This is a genomic window from Rhizobium sp. R693, assembly GCF_002211315.1.
Lineage (GTDB): Bacteria > Pseudomonadota > Alphaproteobacteria > Rhizobiales > Rhizobiaceae > Rhizobium.
In genome coordinates, this window is sequence record NZ_LOKY01000034.1 from 379,298 (window position 1) to 394,854 (window position 15,557).

The 15,557-nt window shown below is 59.2% G+C and carries 12 protein-coding genes and 1 tRNA gene; 2 read left to right on the forward strand and 11 right to left on the reverse strand.

Features of this window, described 5'->3' with window-relative positions:
* Positions 1 to 2 precede the first annotated feature (2 nt).
* The 3 genes from ATY79_RS22515 to ATY79_RS22525 form a co-directional block, all read right to left on the reverse strand.
* The gene (locus ATY79_RS22515; RefSeq protein ID WP_088694435.1) at positions 3 to 947 is read right to left on the reverse strand and encodes a carbohydrate ABC transporter permease; all 945 of its coding nucleotides are present in this window, start codon (positions 945 to 947) and stop codon (positions 3 to 5) included.
* On the reverse strand, positions 944 to 1,897 hold the full coding sequence (locus tag ATY79_RS22520) for a sugar ABC transporter permease (RefSeq protein WP_088694436.1): 954 nt from the start codon (positions 1,895 to 1,897) through the stop codon (positions 944 to 946). Before ATY79_RS22520 ends, ATY79_RS22515 begins: the two co-directional genes overlap by 4 nt.
* Before the next feature lie 81 nt (positions 1,898 to 1,978).
* Positions 1,979 to 3,238, reverse strand: a complete 1,260-nt coding sequence (locus ATY79_RS22525; RefSeq protein ID WP_088694437.1) for an ABC transporter substrate-binding protein — start codon at positions 3,236 to 3,238, stop codon at positions 1,979 to 1,981.
* A gap of 347 nt (positions 3,239 to 3,585) precedes the next feature.
* On the opposite strand from ATY79_RS22525, the gene ATY79_RS22530 reads away from it, so the two are divergent.
* Positions 3,586 to 4,623 carry a LacI family transcriptional regulator gene (locus ATY79_RS22530; protein WP_088694438.1) on the forward strand — a complete coding sequence of 346 codons (1,038 nt, stop codon included), beginning with the start codon at positions 3,586 to 3,588 and terminating at the stop codon, positions 4,621 to 4,623.
* Between the two features lie 199 nt (positions 4,624 to 4,822).
* Here ATY79_RS22530 and ATY79_RS22535 read toward each other — a convergent pair whose 3' ends face one another.
* Genes ATY79_RS22535 through ATY79_RS22555 form a run of 5 tightly spaced genes read right to left on the reverse strand, consistent with a single transcriptional unit; the run spans position 4,823 to position 10,769 of the window.
* Positions 4,823 to 6,328 (reverse strand): aldehyde dehydrogenase family protein, encoded by a 1,506-nt coding sequence (locus tag ATY79_RS22535; RefSeq protein ID WP_088694439.1) that lies wholly within the window; start codon positions 6,326 to 6,328, stop codon positions 4,823 to 4,825.
* A complete protein-coding gene (locus tag ATY79_RS22540; protein WP_088704930.1) occupies positions 6,328 to 7,107 on the reverse strand; it encodes an enoyl-CoA hydratase/isomerase family protein in 780 nt (259 codons plus the stop codon). The genes ATY79_RS22535 and ATY79_RS22540 overlap by 1 nt, the downstream gene beginning before the upstream one ends.
* Positions 7,100 to 8,713 (reverse strand): acyl CoA:acetate/3-ketoacid CoA transferase, encoded by a 1,614-nt coding sequence (locus tag ATY79_RS22545; protein WP_088704931.1) that lies wholly within the window; start codon positions 8,711 to 8,713, stop codon positions 7,100 to 7,102. Before ATY79_RS22545 ends, ATY79_RS22540 begins: the two co-directional genes overlap by 8 nt.
* An 8-nt stretch (positions 8,714 to 8,721) precedes the next feature.
* A complete protein-coding gene (locus ATY79_RS22550; RefSeq protein ID WP_088694442.1) occupies positions 8,722 to 9,726 on the reverse strand; it encodes a Gfo/Idh/MocA family oxidoreductase in 1,005 nt (334 codons plus the stop codon).
* Positions 9,723 to 10,769, reverse strand: coding sequence for a LacI family DNA-binding transcriptional regulator (locus tag ATY79_RS22555; RefSeq protein WP_088694484.1), 1,047 nt, complete (start codon positions 10,767 to 10,769; stop codon positions 9,723 to 9,725). The genes ATY79_RS22550 and ATY79_RS22555 overlap by 4 nt, the downstream gene beginning before the upstream one ends.
* 258 nt (positions 10,770 to 11,027) lie before the next feature.
* On the opposite strand from ATY79_RS22555, the gene ATY79_RS22560 reads away from it, so the two are divergent.
* Positions 11,028 to 12,194, forward strand: coding sequence for a dihydrodipicolinate synthase family protein (locus tag ATY79_RS22560; RefSeq protein WP_088704932.1), 1,167 nt, complete (start codon positions 11,028 to 11,030; stop codon positions 12,192 to 12,194).
* 979 nt (positions 12,195 to 13,173) lie between these two features.
* Here ATY79_RS22560 and ATY79_RS22575 read toward each other — a convergent pair.
* The 3 genes from ATY79_RS22575 to ATY79_RS22585 all read right to left on the reverse strand — a co-directional run bounded on the left by ATY79_RS22575 (position 13,174) and on the right by ATY79_RS22585 (position 15,439).
* Positions 13,174 to 13,250 (reverse strand) — tRNA-Arg (locus ATY79_RS22575).
* Positions 13,251 to 13,300: 50 nt separating this feature from the next.
* Positions 13,301 to 13,606, reverse strand: coding sequence for an ETC complex I subunit (locus ATY79_RS22580; RefSeq protein ID WP_088694445.1), 306 nt, complete (start codon positions 13,604 to 13,606; stop codon positions 13,301 to 13,303).
* 186 nt (positions 13,607 to 13,792) lie between these two features.
* Positions 13,793 to 15,439 carry a phosphoethanolamine--lipid A transferase gene (locus tag ATY79_RS22585; RefSeq protein ID WP_088694446.1) on the reverse strand — a complete coding sequence of 549 codons (1,647 nt, stop codon included), beginning with the start codon at positions 15,437 to 15,439 and terminating at the stop codon, positions 13,793 to 13,795.
* Positions 15,440 to 15,557 lie beyond the last annotated feature (118 nt).

Consider the following 15,557-nt stretch of genomic DNA (forward strand, 5'->3'; position numbering starts at 1 on the left):
GATTATCCTTTGACAGCGCCCGCCATCAGGCCACGCACAAAGTAGCGGCCGGCGAGAATGTAGACGAGGAGTGTCGGCAGGGCTGCGATCATCGCCGCGGCCATGTTGACGTTATATTCAACGACACCCGTGGAGGTATTCACGACGTTGTTCAGCGCCACGGTCATCGGCATGGAATCGCCCGTTCCCGCATAGGCCGAGGCAAACAGGAAGTCGTTCCAGATATTGGTGAACTGGTAGATGACCGTGACCACGATGATCGGCAACGAATTGGGCAGCATGATGCGTCGGAATATCTGGAAGAAGCTTGCACCGTCCACCTGGGCCGCCTTCACCAACTCTGTCGGGAAAGCCTCGTAGTAGTTGCGGAAGAACAGCGTCGTGAAGCCAAGTCCGTAGATGACGTGAACGGTGACCAGATTGACCGTCGAATTACCGAAGCCCAGCGACACGCCAATCTGATTGCGCAGCGTCGCCCCGAAGCGTCCGAGGCTGCCGAGGATGGTCGCCATGGGCAGGAGAACCGACTGGAACGGAATAAAGCAGGCAAACAGCATCAAGCCGAAGACCAGCGTATGGCCCGGGAAGCGCCACTTGGTCAGGATATAACCATTGAGCGCACCCATGATCGTTGAGATCGCCACGGCCGGAACGACCATCTTGATCGAGTTCCAGAAGTACCCCTTGATGCCGGCGCAGGTCAGGCCGACGCAGGCCTCGCCCCAGGCCTTGAACCAGGGATCGATGGTGGGTGCTTTCGGCAGCGAAAGCATGTTGCCGTTCTGGATCTCATCCATGGTCTTGAACGAGGTAACCAGCATGACGAACAGTGGCATCAGGTAGATGATCGCGAATATGACCAGCAGGCCGTAGATGAAGATTCGGCTGAACATTCTGCGGCGGGACGCGCTGGCTGCGTCGGACATGGTCGAGGTGACAGCGCTCATCGCGATTTCTCCCGCAGCTCGGAATAGAGATAGGGAACGATGATCGCCGAGATCGTCATCAGCATGATCACGGCGCTTGCCGAACCGACCGCCATCTCGTTCCGCTTGAACGTGTATTCGTACATGAAGTTGGAAGGCAGCCAGGCCGAGCCGCCAGGGCCACCGGATGTCAACGCCACGACGAGGTCGTAAGACTTGATCGCCATGTGGGCGAGCACGATGAAAGCCGACAGGAAGATCGGTCGCAGTAGCGGAATAATGATGCGCCGATAGAGCTGCACCGTGGTTGCGCCGTCGATCTGCGCCGCCTTCATGATCTCGCTATCGATGCCGCGAAGGCCGGCAAGAAACATCGCCATTACGAAGCCGGACGCCTGCCAGACGCCGGCGATCACGACGGTGTAGATCACGAAATCCTTGTTCTTGATCCAGTCGAAGTGAAAGCTCGTCCAGCCGAATTGATGCAGCGTCTGCTCAAGGCCAAGGCCCGGATCGAGGAACCATTTCCAGGCAACGCCGGTAACGATGAAGGAAAGCGCCATCGGGTACAGAAAGATCGGTCGCAGTATGCCCTCGCCGCGGATCTTCTGATCCAGCAAGATCGCCAGAAACAGTCCGAGCGCCAGGCAGATGCCGACATAGAGCACGCCGAAAATGCCCATATTGGTGATCGAAGTGTACCAACTGGAGGGCGGATCGCTTTCAAACGTCCAGCGCCAAAGCCGTTGATAGGCGCGCGGCCCCGTCAGGGCGTAGGACGGAAAGGTCTTGGAATTGGTGAAGGACAGATAGACTGTCCAGATGATGAAGCCGTAGACGAAAACAAGCGTGATGGCGAAACTCGGCGCGAGCACGATCTTCGGCAGCGCGTCCTGCAGCCGCGCGCGGATTGAAATTGGCGTTCCCCGGTGCGGCGCGAGAACGGTTTTATCTGTAGCGATGGTGCTCATGGGGTCATCTCCTCCAACGAGATCGTCCGTTGCCGAATCTTCCCCGCCACGAAGGGCGGGGAAGACCGTGGGAGGCCTTGATTACTTGGCGTCCTCGATAGCCTTGACGAGTTCTTCGACGGCCTGATCGGAGGTCTTGATCTGGCCATGTACGAACTTGGAGATGACGTCCTTGTAGGCATTCGCGACTGCCGGAGGAGCGCCATAGCCCTGCGCCAGCGAACCGAACAGCGTGCCGCCTTCGTTGGCCTTCTTCAGGTCGGCGATACCCTTCTTGCCGCAAGCGTCGAAGTCGGTATCCGGAACGTCAGTACGAGCAGGAACCGAGCCCTTGACGACGTTGAACGCAGACTGGAAGCTCTTGGACAGCGTTGCCTTGGCAAGCGCGACCTGCGCCGCCTTGCGATCATCAGGCACGTTGAACATGCCGAACATGTCGGAGTTATAGATCACGCTGCCGTCAGTGCCGGGGAAGCGGTAGCACAGGAAGTCCGTGTTCGGCGTCTTCTTGGCCGCAACGAATTCGCCCTTTGCCCAGTCGCCCATCACCTGAACGAGCGCATCGCCCTTGATGACCATGGCCGTTGCAAGGTTCCAGTCACGTCCGGAGAAGTTCGGGTCGACGTAGGTGACGATCTTCTGGAGATTGTCGAACGACTTCTTCATCGTGTCCGACTTCAGCGACTCCTCGTCGAGATCGTTCATGGCCTTCTTGTAGAACTCGGGGCCGCCTGTCGACAGCACGATCGAGTCAAACATGGTCGCTTCCTGCCAGTTTTGTCCACCGAGCGCCAACGGAACGACGCCGGCAGCCTTGGCCTTGTCGAGCAGCGCGATCAGGTCGTCGAAGGTCTTTGGCTCGGTGCCGCCGATCTTGTCCATGACGGCCTTGTTGATCCACAGCCAGTTGACCGAGTGAACGTTGACCGGGGCTGCAACCCACTTGCCGTCATAAACGGAGAACTTCTGCAGAGCCGCCGGAACCGCCTTGTCCCAGCCCTCGGCCTTCGCCGTCTCGGTGAGATCCCCCATGACGCCCGCCTGAGCATAGTCGAGAACGGTATAGCCGAGCATCTGCGAGGCCGTCGGATAGGTGCCTGCAGCGACCATGGCCTTGAGCGCGGTCATCGCCGCATCACCGCCACCGCCGGCGACCGGCACATCCTTCCAGGCAAATCCTTCCTTCGCCAGATCCTGCTTGAGGACGTTGAGGGCCGCAGCTTCGCCGCCCGACGTCCACCAATGCAGCATCTGCACTTCTTTCACGTCGGCGGCCTTGGCGGCGCCGAGGCCAGCCACCGTCATTGTCACCAAAGCAGTCGTCATCAAAAACTTGCGCATCGTTTTCCTCCCGGTTTGCAAGTTCACAAATGCGGAAAATCCGCGTTCAAAAGCCCGTGCACACTCCCCGCACAAAGGCTCTGGCTACCACGGCGCGAACGCCGCGTGGATTAATTTAAAACGTTATAAACTTAACCAAGTCAAGTGACCCGCTTTTCCTGTCCACGCTAGGGGCAACATTGATTTTGACCTGTTTTTGTTGATTTTTTAGACAAAGCTACAGAATCAATCGAGCTGAGTCCAAAATTTAAAACGTTTCCAGTCCAGCATTGCATCGGCTTCGCTGTCGCGTTAGTGTCCCGCCATCCGTCCCCTTTGGAGGAAAGCCGAGCGTGTCTCGCATCGCAATGCCGCCCACGACCAGATCGACCCGCAGGAGCGGCAAACCAACGCTGCGCACCATCGCGGACATGGCAGGCCTTGCCGTAACCACGGTCTCGCGGGCGCTGTCGGACGACCCGGTGATCAATCATGAAACCCGTAAGCGTGTCCGCGAGATCGCGATTGAGGTCGGCTATTCCCCCGATCGTGCCGCCCAGCGCCTGAAGACTGGCCGCACAAATGTCATCGCCATCCTGCTTGAGCCGCACGAGGAAATTCTCGGCTATGGTACCTCGATCATGTCCGGCATCGCCAAGGCGCTGCAAAGCACCGCCTACCATCTGATCGTCATGCCCAACCTGCCCCACACGACAAACATCGAGGCGGTCAACTACATCATGCGCAACCACATGGCCGACGGTTTGGTAATGTCGCGCACCGAGCCTTTCGACCCGCGCGTGCGGTTGCTGATGGAGCACGATTTTCCGTTCGTCACGCACGGCCGCACCGAACTCTCCACCCCGCATCCTTATGTCGACTACGACAATTTCACCTTCGCCTACGAGGCAACCAAGCGACTGATCGCCAAGGGACGCCGCAAGCCGGCCCTGATCAGCGGCCCGATGCAGTTCAGCTTCGGCAGCCATATCCTGCACGGCTTCATGACAGCCGTACGCGAAGCCGGCTGCGCCTATGAGGTGATCTCCGAAATAGACCTCGATCATCCGGCCGGCGCGATCCGCGACCGCATCGCCCGACGCCATGGCGAGCCCGATCCGCCGGACGCCTTCACGTGCGGCGGCGAAGTCTGCGCGCTCGCCACCATAACAGGCATGAGCGACTGGGGACTTACACTCGGCGTCGAGTACGACATCGTCGCCAAGCAGACCTCGCAGCTCCTCTCCGCCATTCAGCCCAAGGTCGAGACCATCTACGAAGACCTGACAGCCACCGGAGAGCAGATAGGCCGCATCCTCAAGAAACGGATCAGCGGCGAGACGGATATGGACCAGTTGCAGGTGCTGCTGACGCCACAGCCTCCCCTTTCCGTTGGCTGCAATTGACAGCTGCATTGAGAAACCGCGAGTGCCGGAAATGACGTCCAAGCGTGGCGGCGTATCTTTGTGCATCGCAAAGTCCCGGGACACAGCCGCGAGGAAGCGAGGAGCGCGCGACTTCCAACGCGCGAACGTCGCGCAACCTGCGAATGCCGACCCAGCCATATTACCCCTCCTTTCTCTCACTTGAGTTCCTTCGGCAACCTTACCGCGGCATCCACCAGCCGGTGCGGCCGCCGATATGCATGTTGAGCGTCTTGGTCTCGGTGTAATCCTCCACTGCGTGACGACCGAGTTCACGCCCGAGGCCGGATTGCTTGTAACCACCGAACGGCAGTTCGGAGGCCCCGTCCATGAAGGTATTCATCCAGATCGTCCCGGCTCTCACCTTGCGCCCGACAGTCAGGCAGGTATCGAAGTCACAGCTCCAGACGCCTGCCGAAAGCCCGTAGTCGATCGCGTTTGCGATCTCGATCGCCTCCGCTCTGGTTTCGAACGTGAGCACGGAGAGGACAGGGCCGAAAACCTCTTCGCGGGCAACCGCCATACCGGGCGTCACGGCCTCTAGAATGGTCGGCGCCATGTATTGTCCCATGCCGAGGTCGAGCTTCTCGCCGCCATGTGCGACTTGCGCGCCGCTGCTGGTCGCGCCGGCCACGTAGCCTGCGATCTTCTCCAAATGCTGCGGCGTGATGATAGCACCAACTTGCGTGGTTGGATCGAGCGGGTCGCCGACCTTGACGTCCTTCGAGAGTTCAGCGATGCGCTTGACCACATCGGAAGCGATGCTCTTGTGCAGGATCAAGCGGGAACCGGCATTGCAGCATTCGCCGGCATTGAAATAGGCACCAAAGACTGCGGCGTCGATGAATGCATCGAGATCCGCATCGGGGAACACGATCTGCGGGTTTTTGCCGCCGAGTTCCAGCGAGACCTTCTTCAACGTCTGCGCGGCGTTCGTCATGGTTAGCTTGCCGACACCGGTGGAGCCGGTGAACGAAACCATATCGACCTCCGGATGGGAGGCGAGCACTGCTCCGACCTCGGGTCCCGTACCGGTCACAATGTTGACGACACCGTCCGGAACGCCAGCTTCTTGCAGGATTTCGCCAAGCACGAGCGTCGATCCCGAAGTGAGCTCCGACGGCTTGACGACCGTGGTGCATCCGGCAGCAAGGGCAAACGGAAGCTTTTGGCCGACGATCAGGAACGGAAAGTTCCATGGGGTAATGATCGAGACCACGCCGATCGCTTCGCGCAGCACGACGCCGAGCGTACCGTCTCCAAGCGTGTTGTAGCTTTCTCCGTGCAGATCTCGAGCGAGTGCCGCTGCATATCGCCAAATATCAACCGAGCCGGCTATTTCGCCACGCACCTGCGAGATCGGCTTGCCCGCCTCGATCGCATCCAGAAAGGCCAGTTCTTCCGCACGAGCCGCGATCAAGTCAGCAGCCTTGAGCAAGATGGCGGAGCGCTCCGAAGCAGTCATCCGCGGCCACGGACCGTGATCGAAAGCCTTGCGGGCGGCAAGGATCGCCCGTTCGGCATCCGCCTTGCTGCCGGTCGGGAAGCGGCTCACAACGACACCATGGCTTGGAGCAACGCGCTCGATCGGCTGGGCAGATCCAGCTTCCCACTTGCCGTCGAGCAGCATCTTGAAGTCGCGGGCCTTGTGGTCGCTAAGCGCTCTTGGATTGACCAGAACCGTCATTACCATTCTCCCTTGAATTTAGCCGGGCGCTTCTCGCTGAAAGACGCGACGCCCTCTTTGAGATCGGCGGTTTTCGCGACCAGGATCGACCCCAGGGCCTCGACGGCAGCGCCGTTGTCCTCGCCATTTGCCGACGCGATCATCAGCTTCACGATCTCCAGCGCCGCAGGTCCTCTCGACGCGACCCGTCGCGCATATTCCTTAGCGGTATCAACCACGTTTCCGCTTGATGTGACCGCGTCAACGATGCCGAGGACACGCGCCTCCTCGGCAGTGAAAATCTCACCGCCCAGTGCCATGCGACGTACCACCTGCGCTCCGAAACGCTTCACAAGACGTTGCGTGCCGGACCAGCCTGGCACCATGCCCAGTCCCGTTTCCGGAAGTCCGATCTTGATGTGCTCTTCGGCGATGCGAATGTCCGCGACACCTGCAAGCTCCAACCCGCCACCGAGAGCGTGGCCATTCAGGGCGGCAATCAGCGGCACCCTCAGCGTCGCGAGCCTTTCGAAAACGCGGTGCCCATAGCGGACCCAAGCATGGCCGAACTCCTCCGGCCGCATTCCGCCCCACGCCTTGATATCGCCGCCTGCCGAGAAACCCTTGCCCTCGCCCGTCAGGATCGCGGCGCGCACATCGGCGTTCGCCTCGACTTCGTCGGCCGCACGCGCCAATGCCTTCAGCATGTCCAGGTCAAGCGCATTCAGCTTCTCGGGCCGCGAGACCGTCATGATCGCGACGTGATCCTCGACCTGGATTCTGACCGTGCCGCTAGCCATTGAAGACACCCTCCAGGATGCGGGCGCCCTTCTTCGGTAGAGAAATACCAATGTTCGCTTCGCCGAAGAGCATTGCATCCATGGTCTTGAGGTCCTTTGCCACGATGAGCGGGAACTCGGACTGATCGAAGATATGTGTCTGCAGGTCGATGCCAGGCGCGATTTCCGTAAGAACAACACCTTCCGGCGCCAGCTTCATCACACACCGCTCGGTGACATATGTGATGTCCTGCCCCTGCTCGATCGCCCGCTTGCCGGAGAAGGTGACATGCTCGACCTCGTTGACGAGCTTCTTCAGCTTGCCTTCCTTCTCGATGACCAGCTTGCCGTCAGCGATCGCAAGCTTCGCACCCGCATTGAACATGCCGGAGAACACGATCTTCTTCGCCCGCGCGGTGATATCGACAAAGCCGCCTGCCCCGGCAGTAACGTGAGGTCGGAAGGAAAGCTTCGAAACGTTGACCGAGCCATCCTTGCCGATCTCGAGGAACGAGAGGAGCGAAGCATCGAAGCCGGCGCCCTGGAAATAGGTGAACTGGTATGGCGACGGCATATAGGCATCCGCATTGGAAGCGCAGCCGAATGCGAAATCCAGCAATGGAACGCCACCGACAGCGCCCTGTTCGATCACCCAGGTGACCGAGCCGTGCAGCCCCTCCTCAAGCAGGATGCGCGGCACGTTGGCGGAAATACCGAATCCGAGGTTGACGCAGCTACCGGCCTCAAGCTCCTGGGCCACGCGGCGGGCGATGACCTTCTGGATATTGAATTCCGGAACACGGAACGTGTCGAGCGGCCGGAAAATTTCACCCGATATGGCGGGATCATAGAGCGTCTGCGTGGTCTGCTTCTGGTCTGGATCGACGATGACATAGTCGACCAACATACCAGGTATACGCACGTCGTGCGGTTTCAGCGAACCTTCCTTGGTGATGCGCTTGACCTGGGCGATGACGATGCCGCCATTGTTGCGGGCAGCAAGAGCCTGATCCAGACCGCCGAGATAGGCACCCTCGTGTTCGTATGTCAGGTTGCCGCGCTCGTCGGCCGTGGTTGCACGAATGATAGCGACCTGCGGCACGATCGACGGGAAGAACAGCCAATCCTCTCCTTCGAACACGACGCGCTTGACCACCGGCTCCTGGGCCCCAAGGTCGTTCATCGCGCAGCCCTGCCTTCTCGGATCGACGAAGGTGTCGATACCGACCTTCGTCAGGACGCCAGGGCGCTTGGCAGCAGCTTCCCGATGAATATCGAACATGATGCCCGACGGGATGTTGTAGGCCGGAATCTCGTTGTTGGTGATCATCTGCCAGATCAGCGGCGGCTCCGCGCTGGATGGACCCGATGGATAGGAACCACCGAGGATCTTCGTCAGCAGTCCCTTCTTGGCGATGTAGTCGACACCCTTGATGCCGCTCATGTCGCCGGCTGCGATCGGATGCAGCGTCGTGATATCCCGGGGATGGCCGGTGCTGTCGAAACGCTCGCCAATCGCCTTCAACATCAGGTCGGGGCATCCGAGGCCGCTCGATGACGACACGGATACGACGGCACCGTCGGGGATCAGTGCGGCAGCTTCCGCCGGGGTGATGTGCTTGCTCATTGAATTACTCAAAGTCCTGTTTCGATTTTCACGGCGGAACCACTTTTGGCCGCCTCGACAACAGCAAGGCCGGTCGCAAGCGACCAGATGCCATCCTCCGCCGTCGCCGAAGGACGGCCGTTGCCGGCCACGGCAGCGTGGAACGCTTTCAGTGCAGTTTCATAGAGATTGCTCGCATTGGTCGGCAGTTGCTGTTCGCCTTCGGCGTTCCTCAGCGTCACCGTTCCATCCGGGCGCTGGGTCATGACGTTGCGGCCGATCAGCGAGCCTTCGGTGCCATGCACCTCAAAGCCGGTTTCGGCATACTTGGTGGTGAAGGCATCATGAAACTGCGCGAGGACACCGTCCTCGAAACGCATCACGCCCATGACGCCATCTTCGACGCCCGGCTTGCCCATCCCGGCCGCCTGCGAGAACGCTACCACTTCGACCGGATCACGCCCGAGAACGAACCGCAGCGTGTCGGTGTCGTGAACGGTGATATCAAGAATGACGCCGGCACCAGCTTCCGGCTTATCCAGTCGCCAGCCTTGCAAGTGGGCCGGCAGATAGACGGCATGAAAGACCCGCGCGGCAAGCGGCTTGCCGATTTTGCCGGCCGCGATCGCGTCTCTCATGGCAATGTGGGTGGAGGCGTTGCGGAGATGGTGGTTCGTGGCGAGCACAACCCCAGCGTCCTTTGCCGCCTTCGCCATGTCGTGCGCATCTTGCAGCGACATCGCCAACGGCTTCTCGCAAAGAACATGCTTGCCGGCACTCGCCGCAGCGATCGCCTGATCGCGGTGAAGTTCGTTGGTTGTCGAGATGTAAACCGCCTCGACATCAGGATCATTCACGAGGGCATCGACGTCAGTGACGTGCCTTGGTATCCCGTTCTCCGTCGCATAGGACCGGCCGCGCTCGGCGCTGGAGCTCATGACGGAGACTATATCGCCATCGGTTGCGCGGATAGCCCCGATCACCCACTCGCGCGCAATGGTGCTCGCGCCAATCAGCCCCCAACGAACCGTCATGCCATCTTCCTTCCTGCATTCTTCTGCGCGGCTCCACAGCTCTCGCGAACGACAAGCCGAACAGCGGTCGTCACGCTTTCGGGCTCCGCCTTGCCTGCATTGATCTGTTTGAGCAGAAGCTGGGCTGCCCGCCGGCCCATGCTTTGCGGATCAACGGAAATGGTCGTAAGCGCCGGGACTGCCGTCTGCGCCTCGATCACGTCGTCGAAACCGACGACAGCAAAATCACGACCAGGCTCCAGACGACGCGCGCGCAGGCCGTCACACACACCGAAGGCGACCGCATCATTGAAGCAGACCGCTGCTGTTGGCCGATCGCCAATCGCTATCGCTCGCCCGATCGCATCGACGCCGCCCGCCCTCGACGGCGCTGACGAGACAACGAGTTCCTCATGAAAGCCGAGGCCGGCCGCGTTCATGCCGTCGGCATAGCCCGCAAGACGCTCCTCGAAGACCGCCGTATCAGGAAATCCACCGAGAAACGCAATTCGGGTGTGACCCAAAGATGCCAGGTGCTCGACCGCCGCGGACGTCCCGCCCTGATTGTCGGAAACAATCGACGAGACTTTCGCACCAGGCAGGCTGCGAACAACGACGACGACCGGAATACCTGCGGCAACGAGCGGCTTGAAATCCGCCGCCTCGGTCGCGCGTGCCGGAGAGACGATGAGACCCGAGATTCCGTGTTCTCTCATGGAGGCAACAACTTCCCGCTGCCGGTCGATGCTCTCGCTCGTATTCGAGAGGAACTGCACGAACCCAGCTGACTGCACAACCATGTCGACGCCAACCGCAAGTTCGGCAAAGAAGCTGTTGGTCAGGTCATTGACGACGACACCGATGATCTTCGATTTCGCGCTCGTTTGGCGCAGGTTCGCGGCCCCGCGGTTATAGACATAACCAAGCTCGCGCATCGCGGCATTGACCTTGGCTCGTGTCCCCTCGTTCACGAGCGGCGACCCTTGCAACACCAGTGACACCGTCGACTTCGAGACGCCGGCAGCCTTGGCGATGTCAATGACGGTCACCCGCCCCTTGGTCATGAATTCCTCCCGGCGTTCGCGCCAACTTGAATGCCACATAATTGGAACGTTCCAAATATGTCAAGAGCGATTTCCGATGAGCCGCAACGCTCAAACTCGAGGGCGAATACCATCTATCTTACTGTATGCGCTGTATTTATCCTCTATAAAGAAATCAGGATATCCTCGCTCTTAGTGGAAAAATATGGATCAAAAGAATCTAATTGAAATTTGGAACGATCCAAATTATTGCGTTGTCACCTGTCGAGGAGGATCGCAATGAGCCTGTTTTTAAATCTGCCGAACACCGACGACCGCCCCAGCGAGTACCGTCTTGTCGGGACGCCGATCGAGCGCCCGTCCACACCGCCGAAGTTCAACCGGATTGCGTACGCGGCCGCCCATGTCGTATCCGATCCTCGAAGGGAGCTCGACCCCTGGGGCCGCCCCGCGATCGACTGGGACACAACGATCGCCTTCCGCCGACACCTGTGGAGCCTCGGCTTCAAGATCGCCGAAGCAATGGATACCTCTCAGCGCGGCATGGGCCTTGATTGGGCTGGCGCGCAGGAATTGATCCGGCGCTCGTTGGAGGAAGCTCGCACCATTCAGGGGGCGGATCTTGCATGTGGTGCCGGCACTGATCATCTGGCGGCATCCGATGCGCGATCGATCCACGACGTCATCAAGGCATACGAGATACAGATCGAGTTCGTGGAAAAGAACGGCGGCCGGGCCATCATGATGGCCAGCCGCGCCCTTGCCCGGGTGGCCTCCTCAGCGGACGACTACGTCAAGGTCTATGGCCGAATTCTCTCCCAGGCCAAGGACAAGGTCGTCTTACACTGGCTCGGAGACATGTTCGATCCGAACTTGGCCGGCTACTGGGGCAGCGCGCAGTTTGAACCGGCGCTCGAGTGTGTTCTCAGAATCATCAATGAGAACAGGGAGAAGGTCGAGGGGATCAAGATTTCGCTGCTCGACAACGCCAAGGAAGTGCTGTTGCGCGACCGGCTTCCGGAAGGCGTTCTGTGCTTCACCGGAGACGACTTCAACTATGCGGAGCTGATCGAAGGCGATGGCCGCCGCTATAGCCACGCCCTCCTCGGCATTTTCGATGCCGTTGCCCCTTCAGCGTCGAAAGCGTTGGCGTCGCTTGCCGCGGGTGATGCCGCCACCTTCCGCTCCGTGATAGAGCCCACCGTTCCGCTCTCCCGCAAGATCTTCGAGGCGCCGACGCAATACTACAAGGCCGGCGTCGTGTTCCTGGCCTGGCTGAACGGTCACCAGAGCCATTTCAGCCTTCCTGCTGGCCTGCAATCGGCGCGTGGCATCAATCACTATGCCGACATTTTCCGCCTTGCCGACAAGGCAAACGTCCTCGACAAACCAGAGCTTGCCGTCGCACGCATGCGGCATTTCATGGGCGTGTTCGGCATCGAGTGAACTGCCGAGAAGTGGCTTGCGCGTGGGCGTGGACAAGGGGAGCCAGGGACAGTTTCTGCGCTTAAGGCGCAGGTCGGCTCGGGTCGGGATTGTACTGTTCCCAGGCACGAACTTTCCGCAACCCCTGGCTCATCTGGGCTCTTGTTCGGCTATCTTACTAATAGCTGCAGGGGCGGTCGTTGTTGAATCCGAGTGCACAGGCTGAGTTTAGCGAGGAGTTTTGGTTCGGCTGGCTGGTTGTCGAAGTGCAAGCCGATGCCATCGTCGCAAGACTCAGCAGCGCCCCGGCCACCAAAAAATTGCGAAGTCGGTTCATCTGTTTCTCCTTGGCAGGACCAAACATCATGATGTTGCTCCGAGAAAATTCGGAGGAATCTCGTCCTCCTCGGTCAACAGGAATCTGCCCCGCACTTGAGACAAATGGAGTTGTCGGGCGAAATGAGAAACTGAGGGGGGGGTCAATTCTTCGCTTCGCTTGACAGGAGTTCGGCTCGACGCTTTCTACCCAAGCGGCTTATTGAATTTCAGACCTCCGGTCGAAGTCGACAACAGTCCCTTGTCGCGATGCCTCCTCTTGAGCCGCTTGGATGGCCTGCTGGATATAGTACACGACGAGGTCGTAGTCCGGGCTCTCCCGCGAGGCGATTTCCCACGCGAGGTTTAGAGTAAAGACTAGTTGTTGGACAATCGCTTCAGTCACGACTGCGTACCCCCGAGGCACGAAAATCCTAGGAGCCGTCCAAGTTCACAGCAACCTCAACAGTCCGACCTGCCGCGCGAGAATCTCACCAACGGTGTAGTGGGATTTGCCATAGCGCTCACCAAGACCCCCAACGACTTCGAGAGGCGGCTCCTGCCCCTTGGGATGCGCTGATTCCCGAGGGATGGATTGTTACGCTGCCGTACCGCAAAGGCATCGGCCAACTGCAATATCCGGAGGAAATCGCCGGCTACATCGCCCGGGAAATTTGAAAAGATTTGGCGACCCCTGCAGGAATCGAACCTGCGACAACCTGCTTAGAAGGCAGGTGCTCTATCCAGCTGAGCTAAGGGGCCGAGTGACCTAGGCCTCAGGCCTTGGTCAAATCAGCGTGCATGAAAGCGGATCAATGCGTCCAAGGCTGTGTCCGCGTATAGCGGAAATTATCAGGGTAAGCCACAGTCTGGCGCTGCGGATCCTTCGGAGCGATAACCCGATAGTCGATGCCGTTGCGCTTCGCATAAGCTTCAGCGAGTTCCTGCGTTTCGAATGTCAGCTTCAACTGCTGGCGCATATCCGAGGAAGACGTGTAACCCATGATCGGATCGATGGTACGCGGCGTCTCCTGATCGAACTCGAGCACCCAGGTATTTGTCTTTGCCTTACCGGACTGCATCGCGGTCTTGGCTGGACGGTAGATCTTGGCAGACATTGCTGCAACGCCTCCGAATTAGCGGGCTTTCGCACTCGAAACTTCACTCTGCCCCAATCCGAGGCTTCTCTTCATACAAACCGTCGCACAAAGAGATGAATTTTGCTTACCGACGAATCCCTTCCTTTTCAAGAAAAAAGCCAAGGCGGCCGACGCCGGAATTTCCAACCATTTCCGATAGCCTTCCTATCCAGCCGCCGCGTCACGGCATGCTGCAAAGAGGTCGAGCTTTGCATCGTATAGACTAGTTGCCACATCCATCAGCCCGAGGACGCTGTGGAAGAAATTGTCGTGGGATGTCGGTTCCGCCGCCCGGCGCGCGAGGCAGTCCGTGTCGATCTTCGCGGCCGCGCTGAAGTCCGGCGCAAGCCATGCGATGATCGGCACATGCGTTTGTTGCGGCGGCGCAAGAAGATCGGGCGCCCCGTGCAGATATAGACCATTCTCGCCCAGCGATTCGCCGTGGTCCGACACATAAAGCATAGCGGTCGATTCGGAATTTCCATGCCGTTTTAGGATGTCGATCACCCTCGCCAAGACATGGTCGGTGAATAGAACCGTGTTGTCATAGGCATTGATGATTTCCTCCCGCGTGCAGGCGCCGAATTCGGCAGTCCGGCAATCGGGGATGAAGCGGCGGAAATCGTCCGGATAGCGCTGATAGTAGCCGGGGCCATGACTGCCGTTCTGGTGAAGGACGAGGACGCTATCGCCCTTTACGCCGGAGAGCCATTCATCCAGCCTATCGAGCAGCGCCGTGTCCAGGCATTCACCGTCACGGCAAAAACGTGGATCGGCGGCATCTGGCAGGAAGCGGTAGGGAATTCGATTGGCAACGGTATAGCTGCCCGTATTGTTGTCCCACCACTCCACTTTCACTTTCGCATGACCCAGAATGTCGGTCAGATTGTCGGTCTCGAGTCCCTTGCGCAGCGTATATTGCCGTTTCGGATAGGCCGAGAACATGCAAGGGAGAGATACACCGGTCGTCGTACCGCAACTCGTCGAGTTGGCATAATAAACGACATCCCTCGCCTTCAGTTCCGGATTGGTCTCGCGGGAATATTCGCCGAGCGAGAAGTTTTGCGCACGCGCGCTCTCCCCAACCACGAGAACGATCACCCGCGGCTTATGATTCGGGTTGGATGAGCGCTGATGGGCATCCAAGCCCAGGGGGCGACGCGCGATGCTGCTGTCACGCTCCGACGCAAATAGGTAGCGGGCGGCGTTACCGATCGGAATGAAGGGGTTGAAGGACAGGATAATATCGCGATGCAGGCGTCCGACCGCTGCATAGGTCTGCGAAAAGCCGAGGCCCGCCGCCACAAACACGGCCAGGCACGGTAGAATGACCGCCATGTTCCAAGCAAATTTCTGCGGAAACGGTCGATGCACGACGCGAACCCAGAGAATAAACAGTGACGGCAGCATTCCGGTAAAAAACAAATGCAAGAGAAAGGCCGGCGTAATGAGGTGCGCGGCTGCCTCTTGCGTCATGATCGCCGCATTTCGGATCATCTCCTTGTCGATGACGATGCCGTATTGATCAGTAAACCAAGCGGCCATCACCGAGACCAGCACGAAAAAAATCAGAGCCGGCTTAATGAGATATTTCACCGAAAAAGCTGTCATCGCAGCAATCGTAACCGCAACAATGCCGATGACGAAGGCGATGAAGGCCACCGGATAGACTGCGAGATGCGTATAAGCCCGTATCCAGAAAGTCTCGTTGGCCACAGCGAGAATATAGACGGCGACGAGGACTGACAGCGTGACGCTGCCAAGGCACGGCCTTAGCCTCCGATGCTGCGGCGTCTCATCGAAATCATCCAATCCGCTCTCCGCAACCTAAATGGTGGCGGCATGATCCTGGCCGCTCGATCATTGGCGCTGATGTCAACCTTTCCTGACACCAACCTGAACGAAGAAAGCGCTTGCATCAAGCATTGGG

Coding starts and splice junctions, on each gene's coding strand:
- ATY79_RS22515 (WP_088694435.1), bottom strand. CDS start 947: ATGAGCGCTGTCACCTCGACCATGTCCGACGCAGCCAGCGCGTCCCGC.
- ATY79_RS22520 (WP_088694436.1), bottom strand. CDS start 1,897: ATGAGCACCATCGCTACAGATAAAACCGTTCTCGCGCCGCACCGGGGA.
- ATY79_RS22525 (WP_088694437.1), bottom strand. CDS start 3,238: ATGCGCAAGTTTTTGATGACGACTGCTTTGGTGACAATGACGGTGGCT.
- ATY79_RS22530 (WP_088694438.1), top strand. CDS start 3,586: ATGCCGCCCACGACCAGATCGACCCGCAGGAGCGGCAAACCAACGCTG.
- ATY79_RS22535 (WP_088694439.1), bottom strand. CDS start 6,328: ATGACGGTTCTGGTCAATCCAAGAGCGCTTAGCGACCACAAGGCCCGC.
- ATY79_RS22540 (WP_088704930.1), bottom strand. CDS start 7,107: ATGGCTAGCGGCACGGTCAGAATCCAGGTCGAGGATCACGTCGCGATC.
- ATY79_RS22545 (WP_088704931.1), bottom strand. CDS start 8,713: ATGAGCAAGCACATCACCCCGGCGGAAGCTGCCGCACTGATCCCCGAC.
- ATY79_RS22550 (WP_088694442.1), bottom strand. CDS start 9,726: ATGACGGTTCGTTGGGGGCTGATTGGCGCGAGCACCATTGCGCGCGAG.
- ATY79_RS22555 (WP_088694484.1), bottom strand. CDS start 10,769: ATGACCAAGGGGCGGGTGACCGTCATTGACATCGCCAAGGCTGCCGGC.
- ATY79_RS22560 (WP_088704932.1), top strand. CDS start 11,028: ATGAGCCTGTTTTTAAATCTGCCGAACACCGACGACCGCCCCAGCGAG.
- ATY79_RS22580 (WP_088694445.1), bottom strand. CDS start 13,606: ATGTCTGCCAAGATCTACCGTCCAGCCAAGACCGCGATGCAGTCCGGT.